General features: G+C 29.5%; 18 protein-coding genes. All 18 read right to left on the reverse strand.

Going from position 1 to position 17,552, the window contains the following annotated elements; translation table 11 throughout:
* Nucleotides 1–48 precede the first annotated feature (48 nt).
* Nucleotides 49–2,892, reverse strand: a complete 2,844-nt coding sequence (locus J2Z42_RS10100; protein WP_209702517.1) for an Eco57I restriction-modification methylase domain-containing protein — start codon at nucleotides 2,890–2,892, stop codon at nucleotides 49–51.
* A gap of 11 nt (nucleotides 2,893–2,903) precedes the next feature.
* On the reverse strand, nucleotides 2,904–3,506 hold the full coding sequence (locus J2Z42_RS10105; protein WP_209702518.1) for a hypothetical protein: 603 nt from the start codon (nucleotides 3,504–3,506) through the stop codon (nucleotides 2,904–2,906).
* 385 nt (nucleotides 3,507–3,891) lie between these two features.
* Complete coding sequence (locus J2Z42_RS10110) at nucleotides 3,892–4,509, reverse strand: helix-turn-helix domain-containing protein (RefSeq protein ID WP_209702519.1); 618 nt, start codon at nucleotides 4,507–4,509, stop codon at nucleotides 3,892–3,894.
* Nucleotides 4,510–4,532: 23 nt separating this feature from the next.
* Nucleotides 4,533–5,519 (reverse strand): hypothetical protein, encoded by a 987-nt coding sequence (locus J2Z42_RS10115; protein WP_342590017.1) that lies wholly within the window; start codon nucleotides 5,517–5,519, stop codon nucleotides 4,533–4,535.
* Nucleotides 5,494–5,658 carry a hypothetical protein gene (locus J2Z42_RS10120; RefSeq protein ID WP_195892709.1) on the reverse strand — a complete coding sequence of 55 codons (165 nt, stop codon included), beginning with the start codon at nucleotides 5,656–5,658 and terminating at the stop codon, nucleotides 5,494–5,496. Before J2Z42_RS10120 ends, J2Z42_RS10115 begins: the two co-directional genes overlap by 26 nt.
* Before the next feature lie 20 nt (nucleotides 5,659–5,678).
* Entirely contained in the window at nucleotides 5,679–6,512 is an 834-nt protein-coding gene (locus J2Z42_RS10125) for a C39 family peptidase (RefSeq protein WP_209702521.1), read from the reverse strand.
* Nucleotides 6,513–6,601: 89 nt separating this feature from the next.
* A complete protein-coding gene (locus tag J2Z42_RS10130; protein ID WP_209702522.1) occupies nucleotides 6,602–8,815 on the reverse strand; it encodes an ATP-binding protein in 2,214 nt (737 codons plus the stop codon).
* Nucleotides 8,816–8,992: 177 nt separating this feature from the next.
* Nucleotides 8,993–10,825 (reverse strand): VirB4 family type IV secretion system protein, encoded by a 1,833-nt coding sequence (locus tag J2Z42_RS10135; protein ID WP_209702523.1) that lies wholly within the window; start codon nucleotides 10,823–10,825, stop codon nucleotides 8,993–8,995.
* Between the two features lie 20 nt (nucleotides 10,826–10,845).
* Complete coding sequence (locus J2Z42_RS10140; RefSeq protein ID WP_209702524.1) at nucleotides 10,846–11,520, reverse strand: TraC-like domain-containing protein; 675 nt, start codon at nucleotides 11,518–11,520, stop codon at nucleotides 10,846–10,848.
* A 10-nt stretch (nucleotides 11,521–11,530) separates the two neighbouring features.
* The gene (locus J2Z42_RS10145; RefSeq protein WP_209702525.1) at nucleotides 11,531–11,908 is read right to left on the reverse strand and encodes a DUF3846 domain-containing protein; all 378 of its coding nucleotides are present in this window, start codon (nucleotides 11,906–11,908) and stop codon (nucleotides 11,531–11,533) included.
* A gap of 6 nt (nucleotides 11,909–11,914) precedes the next feature.
* Entirely contained in the window at nucleotides 11,915–12,481 is a 567-nt protein-coding gene (locus tag J2Z42_RS10150; protein WP_209702526.1) for an MT-A70 family methyltransferase, read from the reverse strand.
* A gap of 10 nt (nucleotides 12,482–12,491) precedes the next feature.
* Complete coding sequence (locus J2Z42_RS10155) at nucleotides 12,492–14,219, reverse strand: DUF8193 domain-containing protein (protein ID WP_209702527.1); 1,728 nt, start codon at nucleotides 14,217–14,219, stop codon at nucleotides 12,492–12,494.
* Nucleotides 14,220–14,288: 69 nt separating this feature from the next.
* A complete protein-coding gene (locus tag J2Z42_RS10160; RefSeq protein WP_209702528.1) occupies nucleotides 14,289–14,819 on the reverse strand; it encodes a DUF6550 family protein in 531 nt (176 codons plus the stop codon).
* Nucleotides 14,820–14,978: 159 nt separating this feature from the next.
* Entirely contained in the window at nucleotides 14,979–15,533 is a 555-nt protein-coding gene (locus J2Z42_RS10165; protein ID WP_209702529.1) for a hypothetical protein, read from the reverse strand.
* The gene (locus J2Z42_RS10170) at nucleotides 15,524–15,931 is read right to left on the reverse strand and encodes a DUF4320 family protein (protein WP_209702530.1); all 408 of its coding nucleotides are present in this window, start codon (nucleotides 15,929–15,931) and stop codon (nucleotides 15,524–15,526) included. Before J2Z42_RS10170 ends, J2Z42_RS10165 begins: the two co-directional genes overlap by 10 nt.
* 11 nt (nucleotides 15,932–15,942) lie before the next feature.
* Complete coding sequence (locus J2Z42_RS10175; RefSeq protein WP_209702531.1) at nucleotides 15,943–16,815, reverse strand: secretion protein F; 873 nt, start codon at nucleotides 16,813–16,815, stop codon at nucleotides 15,943–15,945.
* Between the two features lie 65 nt (nucleotides 16,816–16,880).
* On the reverse strand, nucleotides 16,881–17,165 hold the full coding sequence (locus tag J2Z42_RS10180; protein ID WP_008423823.1) for a helix-turn-helix transcriptional regulator: 285 nt from the start codon (nucleotides 17,163–17,165) through the stop codon (nucleotides 16,881–16,883).
* A complete protein-coding gene (locus J2Z42_RS10185) occupies nucleotides 17,158–17,523 on the reverse strand; it encodes a type II toxin-antitoxin system RelE/ParE family toxin (RefSeq protein WP_055668261.1) in 366 nt (121 codons plus the stop codon). The genes J2Z42_RS10180 and J2Z42_RS10185 overlap by 8 nt, the downstream gene beginning before the upstream one ends.
* Nucleotides 17,524–17,552: the final 29 nt, after the last annotated feature.

A 17,552-nucleotide genomic window follows, 5' to 3' on the forward strand; every position in this document is an offset into this window, starting at 1 on the left:
TTTAAAGTTAACTTGAAAAACTTTAAAAACTTATTTTAGAAGATTATCTCATAATTTTCTAACACTTTCTATCCACTTTCTTATTTGACGGTTACCTTCAATAATCTTTTTAAGATTTATACCATACTTATTAGATATTTCTAACAAACTTAAATTATTTTTTATGTGTTGATTTATTAAATCATCAATTTTAAATTTATCTACAGATACTAAGTCTATGTTATGTTTTTTATTATAATATTCCTCAATTAAATTAATTGCTTCGTTATCCATTTGAAATATTCTATATATAATATTGTTTAATTGATTTTCGGCTTTATATATCTCACAATTGTTTTCTTCAATTTCATCAACAATTTTAATATAATTATTTAGTACATCTTTATCCACAATAAATTTTTTATATAAACCTCTATTTAGCAAATTAAGATTCATTATCTTTACAACTAATTTATTTATAGTCTCAAGTTCAATTTCACCAATATTAGGTACTGGCAATTCTTTTAACACGACAGGTTTAACTTCTGCAAACAATTTATCATTTTCTTGTACAAGTAATTGATAATATACATTCATTAATTTTGAATTCAAAATTGCACACACATATTCTTCTGTAATTCCAGCATTTTTCTTTAATACAATGTCAATTATACTATTTAATGTGTAATAAGCATTATTATCTACAGTTGCTATTAATTCATCTCCTGTTTGTCTGCATATTACTTTTTTTGACTCAAACAGTTCTGAACTTCTTGGCCAGTGCAATTCATACCATCGCATTATACCTTTTCTTGCTTCGCGTCTAGAACTTAATTGTTCTTTAAAGTTTTCAAGATATTCTATTGTCTTATTACAAGTTACCATGTCTGTTTCACGATTTATATATAAAACATATTTATCTGAATACTCTATCGAATATCTATTTATATTTCCACCGACAAGCAATTTCTTTAATAAAATATTATCGACTTTATCTAATTCATTAGACTTAATAACAAATGCTTTATCGTTACCACTTGCTATTCCAACTGATACATTTTCACAAAAATCTATGAGTCTTTTATGCTTTGACTTAATTTGAAACATTAGATTAATAAACTTTTCATTTATAAGTAGTAACTTGTGGTTATCTACATTTTTGTAAACCTCCTGATTAATATTCATATATAAACTATAATCGTTAATTCTTTTTTCCCTTTCCTCATTGTTCAAACTACTACTTATATCCAATATTTTAACTTCTTCTTCATTCTTATCCTTATCTAAAGTTATAATCATAGTTGGATATGAGTTGTCATCAAATACATTTTCTCCTAAATTTATAAGTCTTTTAATTTGGAAGTTATTTATTAAATGTTTTCTGCATTCTGTATATTCATATTGAGTTAATAATGTACTCGGAATAATATATCCTAATTTAGTTGTAATTTTGTTTGTAGCCCTTGAAATAAAATAGTTATAAACATCAATTGTTCTCATATGCACATCATTATATGTTGACATATAATAATCTCTAAGATGTAAACTATTTACTTCAGATCCATATGGCGGATTTCCAACAATATAATCAAATTTTCCACTCCAAAACTTACATAAATTTAGAATTTCCTCTAACTTTTCTCTATTGATTATTTCTTCTTTCTCTATTCCTGATACATCTTTATAATTTAATTTATAAGTTTCTTTTCTAATAATCTTTTCAATTCTCTCTTCTTCTCCAAATAAGTTTATTTGAGTTGTAACTACAGTTTCAAATTCTTGCTTCAATTGCTCTTCTAAATACATCCAATCATAATCTTTTTCGAACTTTATTAGGCTATCACATTCAATAATATTTAACTCATCAGTAAAATTATCTAAATCCTTTAGAAGTAAGTTTATGGTAGTTAACTGTACAGCAAAACTATCTATATCTGCTCCAAAAATACAATGTTTTAATATGTGGTAGTGAATATGTTCTTTATTCCAATATTCCTTACCTGTTAATTGTATCTCTTTTCCATGTTTCTTTATTATATAGATATCCTCTGCATATTGCTCTTTTAATGTTTCAAGATTACTTAAAAACTTTTCTCTTAAAATATCATAAGCCATTATCAAAAAGTGCCCAGATCCACAAGAAATATCTGCAACAGTTACAAAAGGATTTTCTACTACATCTGCTTCTTCTACAGTATTTTTTAATATATACTTTATTACAAATTCTGGAGTATAAAATTGACCTATGGCCTTACGGGTTTCTCTGTCCATAAATTTTTCGTAAACATCACCTAAAATATTTCCATCTGTATGCTTAAAGTTAAAATTATTAGTATCTAGTTTCTCTATGATATTACTTAACACATTTTCAAAATTTAAAACTAAAGTCTTAGTTTCTTTATCTCCATCCATATATTTCAGATTAAAATCCTCATCTCTTGGATTGAGTACTTCATATTTATCTTCTTTATAAAGCACTATATTGCTATAGGACTGCTTCATATCATTAAAGGCAAATTTAATCAATTCACCTAGCGTATAATTTGTAATTAACCTTCCCCACTTTTGAAGTCCAACTTTAGATAATTTTTCACCAATATGGGGGTCTTTTACTTCCCCTGCTATATAGTCTTCAGCATTTCTCATAAAGCCCTTATCTTCACATATTCTTACAAATAATATCTTGTTTAATAAAGTATAAGAGGCTCTATGACAGAAGTTATCATTCCATGCTTTTTGCTCTTTCCTAGCAACACCATTTTCTTTATATTCATTATCTATAAATACCTTAAATGTTTCATCATGTTTATATTTAAAATCAAATAGTTTTTTATATACCTGAAATAATTCACTGTGAATCTCTTTTAATTCGGAGATTAATTTCACTTTATCAACTGTATTTTCAGTACTCATTTTTTCACTCCTTACATTAACCCTAAAGATTTCATAAGATAGGTTGTAATTTTTGAATCCTCTAAAAATCCTTGTAGATTTTCTCTATCTTCACTTGGATACAATTTATCAAATAAACTTACTGCCGTATTAGGATCTAATGTTCTAAAGTCATACTCTTTTAATATTTCAATATGATTATCTTCTTTTTTATTAAATACGCTACGCTGTAACTTCTCTATATAATTGTCATAAATAGAAGATGTAAATATTCCTCCTAATTCTTTTGTTCTTCTAATATCCTCTGAGGCTATATTAAAAAGCATAAGATAATCCTTACGGTAATTTTTGCTCATTTCATTCCAGTTTCTTATTCCTTCTATACTGAACTTAGGGTTTACAATTTTTTGTAAGTCCTCACTCATTCTTATAAGAATATATTTAAATACTATATGTAACGTAGTCTTTTTCACAAAGTAATCTTTGAATCTTTCTTTACTAAATTTACCTTGATACTCACTTCTTTGCTTTTCTAACGCCCCTATATTAATAGCCCCTTCTAATGCACTTTGAATGTCTTTTTTAAAGCTTAGCATTTCATCTATAAATTTTGATTTATTCTCGTTAATATCCACCTTTTTTCCCCCATTAAAAATTAAATTTTTTAGAATTGTTTATTTTTATAAAAAGCCTTCTTTTTATTGGTTTTTAACATTTTTAGAAATTATACGTATAGATGCGTACTTAGTAGCACCAAGAATCCTACCATCAGAACATAAAACTTATACCCTTCTTTTGGTCGAGTTCCACTTTTCCGCTGCTTCTTGAACTGTTATATATCCGGTCATTTCGCACCTCGTTAATTAAAAATTTTTATATTATTCCAATTATTAGTTTATTCTTTTTAACTAATAATTACAATATATGTTGACAAATTAATTGGTAAATTTTATATTTGCATTATTTTTTGACATTTATATACTTATCTTTCAATATCCTATAAACCTTATATTGTATATTTCATGGAGGGTACAAATTGTCGCTCTCCCCATGACATAGTGAACTTAATGCTGACATGATTGTAATCGTCTTTCTTTTTTTTCCTATTTCATAGAAAATACTAGGGTGACAATTATATTTATTTACAAAATTTGCTTTATTCAAAGGAATGCCCATCGAAACATCTACTATATACTTTTTTTCTTTCTTTGTTTCATTTTGTATAACATCTTTTTCTTTTTCATAATCCTCAAAACTAACTACTTTAATATTCTCTATTTTGCTTATTTCCTCTTTCACTTCAATATCTTTTAGCTTTTCTTCATCTAACTTATTTTCATTAGCATTAGGTTTAATATTATTATTTTCAGGCTTTATTTGAAGTCTATATAGATTAGAACTTTGTCCCCCATTATCCCTATATCTTTCTTCTTTAATAATGAATCCTTCTTCTACAAGAATATTCATGTTTCTTTGTATAGTTCTTTCTGATACTCCGCAGTCATTGGCTATAGTTTTTACAGAAGGAAAGCAGGTTCCTTCTACATTAGCTCTATTTATAAGATAAAACATTATTTGCTTTGCTCTGCTTGGTAGATTTGATTTATATACTTTATCAAGCATTTCTCCTTTTTTCACAATAGCTCCTCCTCTCTTCAAGTTTAGGTAATAAAGTCATTAATTATTTCTTTGTATATATCTTCATTAATCTTTCCATCAAATAGACTTGGTGAATATTTAAGAAAATGTATATTATCCTTACTGTTTTCAAAGCTTTTTTTTATTTTAAAATTCTCTTCATTAGATATTGAAGAAAACAAAATATTATAATTAAAATCTTTTACAGAATTAGTTGTTTCATATGTTTCTATAATTTCATAAGGCTTGCTTCCACTGCATAGAACTTTAATATCACAGCTTTTAAATATTGCTATATTTCCTTTGTACAAGCTGCCTAAATCAAAAATTTGATAGTTTACATCATTAGGAAATTGCTTATTAGGATAGTATTCAACGCCTTTGTATCTATAATAATTTTCTAACTTTAAAAATTGATAATAAGTAGCTATTTCTTTTAAATGACCACTTTCATTAGCTTCTGTATAACTTACCTTAGCTCCAATATTAAATAAAAATCTTGCCATATTAAAAGCAGTTGTAGTTGTACCAACTCTTGATGATACTCCCGCAACTGCTATTTTTATATTTTTATAATTAAATGTATACTGATTTCCATGAATTTCTTTTATATTCCAATCTTCCTCTGTCTTTCCTATATTGCTTAAACATTTTAATATTTCATCTTTAATCTCTTGTATTTCTTTAGAAATTATAACGTTGTAGATTTTTTCTTCTATAAGGTTTGATATTATTTTGTCTTCTCTTTTTAATCCTTCAGCAAAGATTATTATTCTTGAATCATACATGGCTTTAAAGGCTGTTATTGCTTCAATTATTTCATTTTCGGTATCTTTAAGAGCTTTTAAATCAATGGCAAAATAAGAGTAGTGACTTAAATTTCTCATATCATGAATTACAAATTTTTTTAAATAAAATTCTCCTGAAAGCTTTTTAATTACCATACCTTTTTCCTTAGATAAAAAATCAAATAATCCTATATTTTCATTGCTTGATAGATACAAAAGCACTGCTCTCACCCCTTGCCACTTTATAGTCTGCTGGTACGTCTATAGGTTTGTGATTAGGTTTATAAGTAAATAGTAAAATAAACCCTATAACCACAATTACAATATATATAAATAGCTCTATTAATAACTTCTTTTTCAAAGTACTCTACCCCTTTCTATTTATTGTTTACTGATTATCCAAAATGGACCTCCTGCATCTGCTCCTTTATTTGCTTCATTTAATACTATTGATAAATCCCACTTTTCTTCGCTTCTTGTCCTGCTTACTGGATCAGCAACTAAAATCTTTTTATCTGCTGTTACTCCCCTAAGCACAATAAAATGACCATTCCTTGTAAAATGTCCTTCTGCCATAATAGCAATTATAAGTTTACCCGCTGCAAGAGCATCTACTATCTTTTGTGGCTCACTTGAAGTGCAGCCTTCTACTTTAAGTCCAAAGTGTTTTGCTCCATCAGGTATTAAAGTATGGTAAGAACCCACACCTTCGCAGTAATAGCCATTTTCATAAGACCATTGACTCATTTGAACTGGATCAACCTTTTTATCTGTAAGGCTTGACACAACTATAGCAAGAGAAGTCGGACCACAACCACTTCTTCCTATAGCACCTGTTTTTCCATAAGGCTTGTCCTTCCATCTAGAATCAGCCTGATTATAATAAACAACTTCAGTAGAACCATCTTTAAAGGATGTTCCCGAAAAATCTAATCCACTACTTTCTAAATAACTATTGTCATTAGAATTTATTAATTGTTCATATCCATATTGACTTCTTACGTTTTTCACTTGGTTTAACTCATTTCCAAAGAAAATGCTACTCAGCATTTCCAGTGGGTTTGTAAGAATATATACAATAAAAGCCAAAATTAAAAGCACCGAAATAATCGGTGCTAGTGATATAAAAATTATTTTATTTCTGGTTTCATCATCTTTTACAACTTGAATTGCTATTTTAGCAATGGTGGCTGCTGACTTAGGATCTATTGCCATGGTATAATGCCTCCTTTTGAATTTTTCGAGTAAAGAAATAACACCTAATTTATATAGGTGCTATTATATACACTATTATTAATCTCAAATTATAAGGTTTTAACTTCATTATACAAATTAATTAATTCAAGTATATCCATATCCAAAATTGGTTCATACATAAAAGAATTCAAATGTATATTTTCTGGTGTTATAATATTTACTTCTTCTAATACTTTAACTTTATCGCTGTCTCCAAATTGCTTAAATCCACTAAATAATTCTCTAGTTTGGTTTCTAGATAAAGAAATATGATGCATAAATGCTTCAACTGTTCCTGTCTTTGTCGTTTTGCCTTCTCTCCAATTAATATTTCCAGTATAATTATTAATCTCATTAATCATATAAATTTCTGCTTTATGTCTAATCGCAACAGCTAAGATAATCTTATTTTCCAAATCAACTTCAGATTTGGATATTGAATCCGCAATAATATAAATTTCAGGACAAACACTAGATGTTAATTTTATTGTTTCATCAAATCCATCTACCCCTAAATATTCTTTATATACTTTTTTCAGAACATCAAAGGTTATTATATCTGTAAAATTTTTTTCATGAAGTAAATGGGTAAGAAGTATGTAATCTTTATCAATCCCACACAATCCTCCAATATTTCTATCTTCGCTATATTCTATTATATTTCTTGCAAACGGTATAAGTGCCAAAATATTTCTTTTGTTTAGATGCTTTTTCCAATGTTCAAAAGGTTGCTTTTGATATTTTTCCTGTTTTAATTCTATTTTATTATTTACCATTTCTGCACATAATCTATTTTCTCTCTTAATGTTTAAACGCCCTGAGACAGTTCTGAAAAAATCAAAATTATGTGATAAAATTATCAGATGAAATTTATCCTCTTTTGCCATATCATATAAATATTCAACAATAGCATATTTATTTTTATAATCAAAAGAATCAGCTATATCATCTACGATAATTAATTTTTCATTGCCCTCATCACGTATTCTTTCAATGTCAAAAATAATATTAAGCAAATATAATGCTCTCTTTTCTCCTTGACTAAGAACATCTATCTTTTCCAAATAATCTCTATCCATTTCAACAATTTTATCATTGCGTTTAAACGCAAATTCTACTCTTGGAACACTTTCCCCTATAATAGCACCTTTCATATTTGATATTTTCATTTTATATGGAACGGTAAATCTTTCTTCAAATATATTCAATGCTCTTTTCCATGGTGTATCATCCAAATCCACAGTATCAATTTCTTGTTCTAAACTTTTATACTCAGCTACTAGCTCATCAAATTTTGATTTCTCTGCACTGATATAGGACAACCATAAGCATTTTTTTAGTTCATCTAACTTATTTACTTTTAAAAACGTAACTATGTCAGGCGTACTTTCAATTATATCTTTTAAAATAATACCCTTAGAGTCACTCAACATTTTTTCAATCTCTTGAAATACTGGCGTTGCCTTTATTTTCTCCTCTATTTCACCGATTTTTATATTTAAGTCTTCACTATTTCTTATTTCCAAATTATCACCAAGAAACATATGATTATCTTTTACAAAAAATTTATCTTTATCTAATGCTTTCCCAATATCTTTAAGTTTTGGGAGAGTAAACTTACCCTTTTCTAAAAACTCATACTCAGAGTAAATCTCCTCACTTTTTAAAATAAAATCATCTATTTTATCTTGAAATTCTCGTGATGTAATTTTTTTAATAACAGTATCATCAAATATGCTAGAATACTTAATATTAGAACACTCATATTCCATAGTTTCATTTGCTAGTTTCTTAATATTTAATAAAAAACTATTTTCCGAAAAATTAAAATCCTTAATTATAATTGGTTCTAATTCGTATACTTTTTTTCCGCCTACTGTCTTTACCATTTTTAATCCAGAATATTTTTCAAGTGATTTAATAAGTTTTTCCTTTAATTTTAGAACTTTTGAGATTTTATTTTTTATTTCATCATTAACTAACAACGAAGTGATGCTATCAGATTCATATGAATTCTCAAAAGATTTTATTACAAAAATATCATCCTTTTGTATTTCTGCACCATCTTTTGTTACATTTGCTATACCATCCAAACCAAATATTTCATCTTTGATTAAGTTTCTTTGATCATCCTGAATTTTCTTTAAAGTTTTTGAAAATGATGTTTTCATTAATCCATTTCTCGCATATATTGCTATTACATTATCATCTGTAAAATTAAATAAATAATCCATTTTTTCAATTCCAAAGCAATATTCTAAGTTTACATTTATCTTATCCATAACTTCCCCCACTGTCCCTCTTATTTTATATTTGTATAAAGTAATTAATTTGCTTAAATAAGGCTACCTTTCTTTCTAATCCAAGCAATAAACTTCATATTGTGTACCTAATTTACTATAAATTATACCACCAATTTCCACAATTAAATATAAAAATCCATATATTCTCAATTTATCTTACCTTCCTCCAGCCTTACCCATATACTCAAATTTATATTCTGGTATCTCAAATACTATATGAAGCCTTTTAGAACCTATCATAAGTAGTGCATTTCCCCTTTTCTTACTAGCAAGCAGCTCCTCCTCTGCATCTGTTAAATTGTAAAGTTCCTTTGTTTCTTGTAGATTTCTACCATCTGTACCCATTATAATTTTAAAGCAAGGTATATCAAGAAGTGCCTGTCCATACATTTTTATTTGTGGATCAAGAAAATCTACAACTGAATGGCTTATTATAGCAACTCCTGCTTCGTATTTTCTTGCTCTCTTTTCAACATTTCTTAAAAATACTAGACTTTGAGGTACATTGGTATCAATCATAAGGTAAGCTTCATCGCAGATTAACAGTACTCTTTCATTTCTATCTTTGCTCATTTCCTGCCAGCACCAAGTAAGAATATTAAAATATTGAGTCCTTTTAATATTGTCATTAGTATTTTGTAAATCATGGGTATCAAGACATATACACCTTGTATTAGTCTTAATAGAGCTATATCCATTCCAAAGAAAAGAATCACTTCCCATGGCTATATCTTTTAAAAGTAATACGAGATCATCATAAATATTGGCTTCACTTTCTTTTCTTGTTTTTTCTTTTGCTTTTTTATCTATCAAATTATAAAGGTCTAAAAATATAGGAAAATCCTCATTATTTAATTTGTTTATATCTGTATCCCAAGATATGCCAAAGTTATTATATAGCTCAATTAGGCAATCTTTTAGTATAGCTCTCTCCCTATCTGTTAAGGATGGAATGTACAAGCTAAAGAATATTTCTAAATTCTTAATATAAAGAGCCATATCACCCATACCTTGACCTTCATCTTTATAAACTTCATCGTTATCATCTACTGGTGTTGGTCTTATTTGAAGTGGATTTATTCTTCCATTACTGCCTCCACCTGCATTAATCCAATCTCCCTTTAAAGCTTCGCATAGCTCTTTGTATTCTCTTTCTGGATCTACAAATATAATTTTAGTACCTTTCATATATTCAGATAAGGCTATATGTTTAACTGCTGTAGATTTTCCAACTCCTGCTACCCCCATTATAACCATGTTAGTGTTGGTTCTATCATTTCCTCTCTTCCAAGTATCTAGTATAATTAATCCACCACTGGAATCTCTTCCGAAATAATAACCTGTTCCATCATTATAACCGCTCGATGAAAAAGGAAATCCACCTACAAAGGTGGATAAAGGAACTATTCTGCTTACTATCTGCTCTATATTTTCATCTGAAGTATAAAAAGGTGAGCAGTTTTTAAATGCCTGCTCCTGCAAGTTTGACAGGTTTCTTGGTTTACATTTACTCATGGCACAGGTACTTTCAGTTTTTCTGCAAACCTTATTAAAGCTTTCATCTCCTCTTGATATTGGCATAATAGTAATTCCCATAAGTCCAACAGTTTCACCGTTTTGGTCTATTTGCACCATTATCTTTTCTCCATCTAAAGCTGAACGTTCTGCCCTTTTCTGAGCTAGTGGATCTTTAGCACTTTCAGCTGCTCCACGGCTTTGTATTACATTTCTTGAAAGACTTTCAATAAAAGAACTGTTATCAATAGGCTTAAAGGTTATACTGACAATAGTACTTGGTATATTGGTAATTTTAGAAAGCCATCCATAATCAACTTTTTGAGGATATTTAACTATTCCATATACTTTTCCTGTATTTTCACCTATAACTAAGCTATTTCTTTTTATTTCAAGTCCCATTGGAGTTATTATATTTAGCAAGGATTTATTTAATAAAATTTCTTGGTTCAAATTATTTTTATTTTTTATCATTTTCACATCTCCCTTTTCTCTTAAAAAATAGGGATAGTGGCTTCAAACTCACTATCCTCAATATTTGTATAAGCTGGATTATTAATAAGATTACATAGCCTTACTATATCCTGCTGCTTTAAAATTTCACATTGTATATTTCCACTTTCAAGCTTTGACTTAAATTCATAGCATCTTTTAGATATTTCTCTTTCAATATCTTCTTCATACTTTTCCCAAAGCATTATATAAAATTGCCTTTCAACAACTTCTCCAGATAAGGCATAATTACTCATTACAAGCATTTCATTTCTTAGCAAATCCTTTTGCTTTTGATCTGAGCTATTTGAAATAATGCCAGTATACTCATTTATAAGTGGTGAAATATCTACTGGTCTTGATACTGCTAAAAACTTATATGGCTTTTGCTCACTTGAAAGTTCTGCTGTGAGAGTTTTGCATAAAAGCTTTTTTTCTCTTTCTGATAACAAATCAATGCTTATAGGATTAATTTTTATATACATGATAATGTAGCCATCTCGTGTATATAAATATCGTTCTTTAATATCTTTTACATTTACAAACTCATTAGCAGTTTTCTGCTCTTTATTTTCTGTAGTATTTATTTTTTTACTTTTTTTCTTTAAAACTGTTAGTGTTAAACCTCCAAAAATTAAAGAAAGTAGTAGCATAATAATTGGTATAATAGGTTTCATGGTGTACCTCCTATAGCTCCATATCATCTTCATAATCTGGTATATATATTTCCATAAAAGCTGAGTCTTCTACTTGTTCTTGTGAATAATTCTCTAGTTCTCTAAACCTTTCATAGTATTTTGAAATCTGTTCATCTGTTAGAGAAATAGATTCTCCATCTTCATTAAAGCCACAAAGAAAAAACGTACCAGCAATTATATCCCTGCCGATACGTCTGTTTCCTTCAAGACCTCTTATTTTACCTTCTTCATTACAAACTAGGTTTGTATTTTCATCTAAATCTACCATTTCAATTGAACCTCCAACTATCTCCTGCATAGGTTTTAAACCTTCTTCTATTTCTGCAACATAAGGTCTTACTTGAGGTTGAACTATTAATACTCTCATAATTTTTTACATCTCCTTTACTTTTTTAATACTTTCTCTAATATCTAAGCCATCAATTTCATTACCAAGACAAACCCAGCCTTCATGAGTTTCTCGTGCAAAGAGTTCAACTCTTGGTAAATCTCCGCAAAGCTCAATTATTCTTTTCCTTACTTCCTCAGGTTTTTTACTATGCTTTTCAATAGGTAAATCTATAACTGAATGAACTGCTTTTGATATTCTTTTAGGGTGACCTTTAGTTCCAATTAGGCATATTTCCGGATTAGCTCTTGTCCAAAATCCAAGTCCCCAAAACCAATTTGGGCTTTTCTTATTTCTCTTTACCCAGCAAAACCCTAAGGTTTTATAAGTAAATCCCCATCTTTTCATAGTTTCAAGCCCTACAAGTAAGTTAGGAAAAGTAACCCATAAAAATAAAATACAATCTTCCATAGCTAAACTTGCTACGTCAAGATTGTATATATCTTCATGACTCATAGTATTATAATGATTTTCAGCAGATCTTCCTTTACCTTTTTTAGAATATACCTTATAACTCCAAGGTGGATCAGCATAAATTATATTAAACCTCATAGGTTTCACCCTAAAACTGTGGGCCTATATGCCAATCGTCATACAAGCTGCCTTTTATGTTTACATAATCATTCAAATTAATTGAAAGCATACCCTCTGGTGTCCATACATCTATTACTTCTGCATATACAGAATAGGTTCCATCTGGATACCATATTGGAGTAAAATGTACTCTTTGATTATAGGTAGAATATTTATTTTTTCTAAGCTGAAAACTTGAGGAATAACCTGCTGTTATCATTTCTAATACTCTATTATAAGTTTTATAATTAAATTCAGGATAATAAGAAATAACATTTTGAGCACCTGTTATGGATGAGCTTGGAGCATTAGAACTAAGATTAGAATTTACATTTAAGTTTATTCCATATCCTGATTTCATAGTTTTTGAATAGGCTGTAGGGACTTTAGCATCTGGCTGAAGGTTCATATTGGCTGAAAGATAAGCATAGTAACTTATCCATTTATATTTCCAATCTCCTCTATCAACCCAATGACCATTATCAACCCAGTATCCTGTGTTTTTACCTGTACTAACCCAGCTCCAGTTTGCCTGCCATTCCCATTTAGGTTCCCAATAGCAATCCCATTTTCCCCATGTAGCAGAAGTTTTTGGAGCTTTACTTGGAATACTAGAAGCTTTAAAACTTGGATTTTTATCATTAGCAGTAGGATTTGGTGGAGTGTTTTCTTTAAGGTCTACTATTTTGGCTATAATATTTGCTTTATTTGCAGATGCTCCACTTATACTTACATCTATATTTAATGTTTGTGGTGTTTTGGGAGTGTGCCATTTAAACCAAACCTTTTGAGATTCTCCTTCTGGAATATAAATATTACTTACAGTGTAGTTTTGTCCATTTACCCTAAAGGTTACAGATACAGGATTGTCAGGTGTTCTTCTTCTATCTGTATTTACAGTTATTGAAGTAATAACATCTGTGTCACATCTATATTCATAGGAATTACTATCAATATCTACTCCCTTATCCGCCTCACTAAACCTTATGACACCAAGTCCTAAATAGGCTTTTATTTGAGTATTTGATACCTTTTGATTACTCGATCCTGACCAAGCAGCAAAACCTAAATCAGAAGTTTGTAAAAACAAAGCAAGGGGCAAATTCTTATGAGATAAACTTACCATCTTTGCTCTTAAACCTCCTCCAAGTTTTTCATCATATAATGCTGCTTCATGTGCAGTCATTGCCATATACACTCCTTGAAAAGTCATGTAAGCTATAGGTTCAATAAGTATTTTATAATCTCCGCTTATAAGATTTTCATAATTCATACCAGTAAGACTTGCAATTAATTTTAGCGCATATTCAGAGCAAAAGTATTTTTTAGTAGCTTCAATATTTATAGTATAGCTACTTGAACCAATTATCCTTGGCATAGGCTGTGATGGCTTGGAATAGCTATAACCATTCATCTGAGGGGTTAAGCTTGCTCCATTTCTATATTGAATTTTAGATTTTTTACCAAAATGACCCATTGAAGATGGTTGGTTCTTGTTTGAAAAATCTATAGGTGTTGTTACTGGCATTTGATCTCTACACCTAATAACAGTAACTCTTACCCCATCATTCCCTGGATTCCAAAAGTTTTGAGATGATCCATTTCCCATGCCACCACCTCCACCGTCAAAGTTTCCATCGCCTTCAGCAAATACACTTATAGGTACAGAAAAAATTATTAACATTAAACAAAGTAAAAATGCTGTTACTCTTTTCATTCAACTTACACCTCCAAAAAATAGAGAGTATAGCTTCTAACCATACTCTCTAAAAATATTTTTTGTTTTTTAATCCATAGTCCCTACTTGTTTGTTAATATCCCCATCAGATGTTACTGTTTCTCCTTTATTAGCTCCACTATCATCAACCCATCCAAAGCCTGGGAAATAAACTTGCCCTTTGTTGTTTTTTTCTCCTCCCTTAGGACTTGATTCTTTCTGTGGTTTTACTGTTTTTTCGGGATAAGTAGGTACTTTATTTTTATTTGTTATATCCTCTTTAGTCTTAGGTTTTTCCTTTGGTGGTTCTGGTTTTTTAGGTACTGTTTCAGTATTACTACTTACAACATTATTTTGAGAGGATTTTTCTGTACTATCAGCAGCATTAATAACTGGTACTTTAGCTTTTTCTTCATTTTCTGTTTTTATTTCGTCTATCTTAACTTCATCTACCTTATTAATATTTGATAAAACTTTGTCCTCTTTAGGTTTAGGTGTTTTATTTACATAACTTATTAAGCCTGCTCCAAGAGCTATAGCTAAAACAACAAGAAGTGTTACAGTTAAATTTTTCTTTACATTAAATTTAAGTTTTTTCATCCACATTCACTCCCTTAATTTTTTTTCAACATAACGGCTTTTTCTGTCCTTGTTAAAAAATAAACATACTTTTTGTATTTTGTCCAGATGTTTTTTAATTTTTTATTTTCACTTATTCACACGTTGCCCACATCCTCTTCTGTGGATATGTGATTAACTTTAGAACTTAGAAGTATACCCTGCATTGACCTTTAAGTTTATTTGTAGTGGTGGCAGCTTATCCCATCCAAAAGATAAAGGCACTTCAATATGGATAGTAGCTTGAGCTTGAAATTTATTTGAAGTATTAGGATTTAACGGTGCTAATGGTGTATTTATAATATTTATTTTAAGATCTGAAAGCTTATATTCTGTCTCTTTTCCCGTAAATTTAATGTGATATACACCATTTTTCTCTAAACCTAAAAGATTATCAAGATAAGTAAATATATCTCCTGTATCTACTTTACTCTCCCATAAATTAGCTTGGTTTAGATTATAGCCTCCACTATATCCTTCACGTAGCCCATTATATACATCATCATAATTTTGAGCCGCCACAGCTATTACAGAAGTTTGAAGTGCATCCCTTACTCCCTTTGCTATAATTTGAAGCCTCATGTATTCTGATACTGCACTAAATATTATTATCAGTGATAAAACTATTGCACAAGCAAGAGAAAGAGCATTTCCTTTTTTCTCCTTCAATATCATTCTTATGTTTTTTACTTCCAATACACTTCACTCCTCCCCGTAGCTTTAGATTTAAGTTCAATAGGAAAAGAGCCAAAACTAAAGAACCCTATATCCACCGTTTTAGTAACTGTTACAGTAATTTCATCATTTAGCTGTACTCTATTTGTTCCAATAATGTAATTTGCCTGCCATGATATAGCAGGACTTATTCCTGTTTGATCTTTTAAACTTTCTACCTTCGCACTTACTTCTATACCTACTCCTCCTGAAATTTCTGCAGTTCTCATAATTTCATTGGCATAAGTATTTAATTGATTTTTTGCCACAAATACAGGAAATATTTTTACTGCAAAAGCAATAACCATCATAGCTGCAATTATAATAACTACAGTATCAATATATCCTTCACCTTTCTTTTCTTTTAAAAGTTTAATCACTGCAATACCTCCTAGAACAATTGTCCCATGGTTTTCATTATTTGAATTCCCATTACAGCAAGATACATTAGTACAAAGCACATAAGCATTGCAAAGGAATATTTTCTTATTTTTGATGGCTGTTTTGCTGCTAGTGTTTTAAGTCTTTGAAGTTCTAATTGCTTTAAATCATGGGATAACATCTGAAAATATACTACTCCATCATCACCACGAAGTACGCTTATAAGCCCTCTTACGACCTCTGAAAGTGTTGAACTTCCAAGTCTTGTTTCAAACCTTGTAAGTGCTCCCTCAAAGCTTCCTGATTTCATATCTGCAACAGTTATTTCAAGTTCTCTTTTCATGGCTTTTCCTGCATTTTGCTTATAAGTTTCAAGAATAGACAGTATATCTCTGCTTGCTTTAAGCTCTTGAGTTAGAGTAGCAGTAAATCTTGGAAGTTCATATTCTATTTCCTCTCTTTGATTTTTAACCTTATCCTCAGCCACCTTAATTTCTTTAAAATATATTGCTATAGCTAAAAATAAGATTACTGGAGTTATTATTGGTAAAATAAATAAAGCAGGAATAATACTAAATAGTACTAAACCTGCTTTAACATAAGCTTTTGCAATATAGGTTTCTGGAGTTAAATTTATTTCTGCGGATTTTAAAATTGCTGTAAGTTTTCTTTTTTTATACTCATTAAGCTTTATAATTTTTGAAAGCTTAGTTGATAGCTGTAATATATATATTTCCACATTGTGTGTCTTTTTCTTTTCTCTCCTGCTTATGCTTATTACTGCCTTTGAAGCTTTTAAACTAGGCAGCTTTAACAAATCTGCCATCAGCATGTATACTCCAAAGGAAAATAGACAGGAAAATATAAATAGTATTGTTAACATATATTAATTTCACCTCACACAAAAACACGCAAAGCTTTTGCCTTGCGTGTTCCAATTATTTTACATTACCTTAATTCAATATGAATTTCTTTTCCTAATCCTTTTGCAAGCTTGCTAAGAAAGTCTAAAGAGGGATTATAATTTCCACTTTCAAGCCTGCTAATATTTGATTTTTGAGTTCCTATACGGTAAGCTAATTCTTCTTGAGTTAAATTTAGTTCTCTTCTTGCTTTTATTACTTCTGAAATAAGCTCATAGCGTGGTTTTAGTTTTTCATACTCATCTTTGAACTCATTATCCTTCATAAGTTCTTTTTTAATTACTGAAAAATCAACACTTGCTTTACTCATCTTCACACCTCTTTTCAAAATCTTCTTTATATCTTTTTGCTTTTTCAAGCTCTAGCTTTGGCGTTTTATCTGTTTTTTTAAGAAATCCATTTAACAATACAAAAGTGTCTCTTTGATAAGTGAAATAAAATATTCTTGATGCATCTGATCCTAATTTTATTCTTAACTCATATATTCCTTTATATTGTTCCCCTTTAATGGGTTTTACATAAGGTTCTTTTAAATAAATGCCATGCTCCTTTAAAAGTTCTATTTCACTATATGCTTTTGCTCTCATTTTAGGTGAGAGTGATGATAAAAATTCCATTACAGGGATGTTACCATTTTCTCTTTGGTAGAATTCAACCTTCCAATCCACGTTTATATCTCCCTCTTTATAATATATGC

It is taken from the genome of Clostridium algifaecis, from assembly GCF_017874415.1.
Taxonomy (GTDB): domain Bacteria; phylum Bacillota; class Clostridia; order Clostridiales; family Clostridiaceae; genus Clostridium_B; species Clostridium_B algifaecis.

Excerpts from the sequence above, each read along its gene's own strand:
- J2Z42_RS10100 (WP_209702517.1), bottom strand. The coding sequence starts at position 2,892 with ATGAGTACTGAAAATACAGTTGATAAAGTGAAATTAATCTCCGAATTA.
- J2Z42_RS10125 (WP_209702521.1), bottom strand. The coding sequence starts at position 6,512 with ATGGCAATAGATCCTAAGTCAGCAGCCACCATTGCTAAAATAGCAATT.
- J2Z42_RS10130 (WP_209702522.1), bottom strand. The coding sequence starts at position 8,815 with ATGGATAAGATAAATGTAAACTTAGAATATTGCTTTGGAATTGAAAAA.
- J2Z42_RS10135 (WP_209702523.1), bottom strand. The coding sequence starts at position 10,825 with ATGATAAAAAATAAAAATAATTTGAACCAAGAAATTTTATTAAATAAA.
- J2Z42_RS10140 (WP_209702524.1), bottom strand. The coding sequence starts at position 11,520 with ATGAAACCTATTATACCAATTATTATGCTACTACTTTCTTTAATTTTT.
- J2Z42_RS10145 (WP_209702525.1), bottom strand. The coding sequence starts at position 11,908 with ATGAGAGTATTAATAGTTCAACCTCAAGTAAGACCTTATGTTGCAGAA.
- J2Z42_RS10150 (WP_209702526.1), bottom strand. The coding sequence starts at position 12,481 with ATGAGGTTTAATATAATTTATGCTGATCCACCTTGGAGTTATAAGGTA.
- J2Z42_RS10155 (WP_209702527.1), bottom strand. The coding sequence starts at position 14,219 with ATGAAAAGAGTAACAGCATTTTTACTTTGTTTAATGTTAATAATTTTT.
- J2Z42_RS10160 (WP_209702528.1), bottom strand. The coding sequence starts at position 14,819 with ATGAAAAAACTTAAATTTAATGTAAAGAAAAATTTAACTGTAACACTT.
- J2Z42_RS10175 (WP_209702531.1), bottom strand. The coding sequence starts at position 16,815 with ATGTTAACAATACTATTTATATTTTCCTGTCTATTTTCCTTTGGAGTA.
- J2Z42_RS10180 (WP_008423823.1), bottom strand. The coding sequence starts at position 17,165 with ATGAGTAAAGCAAGTGTTGATTTTTCAGTAATTAAAAAAGAACTTATG.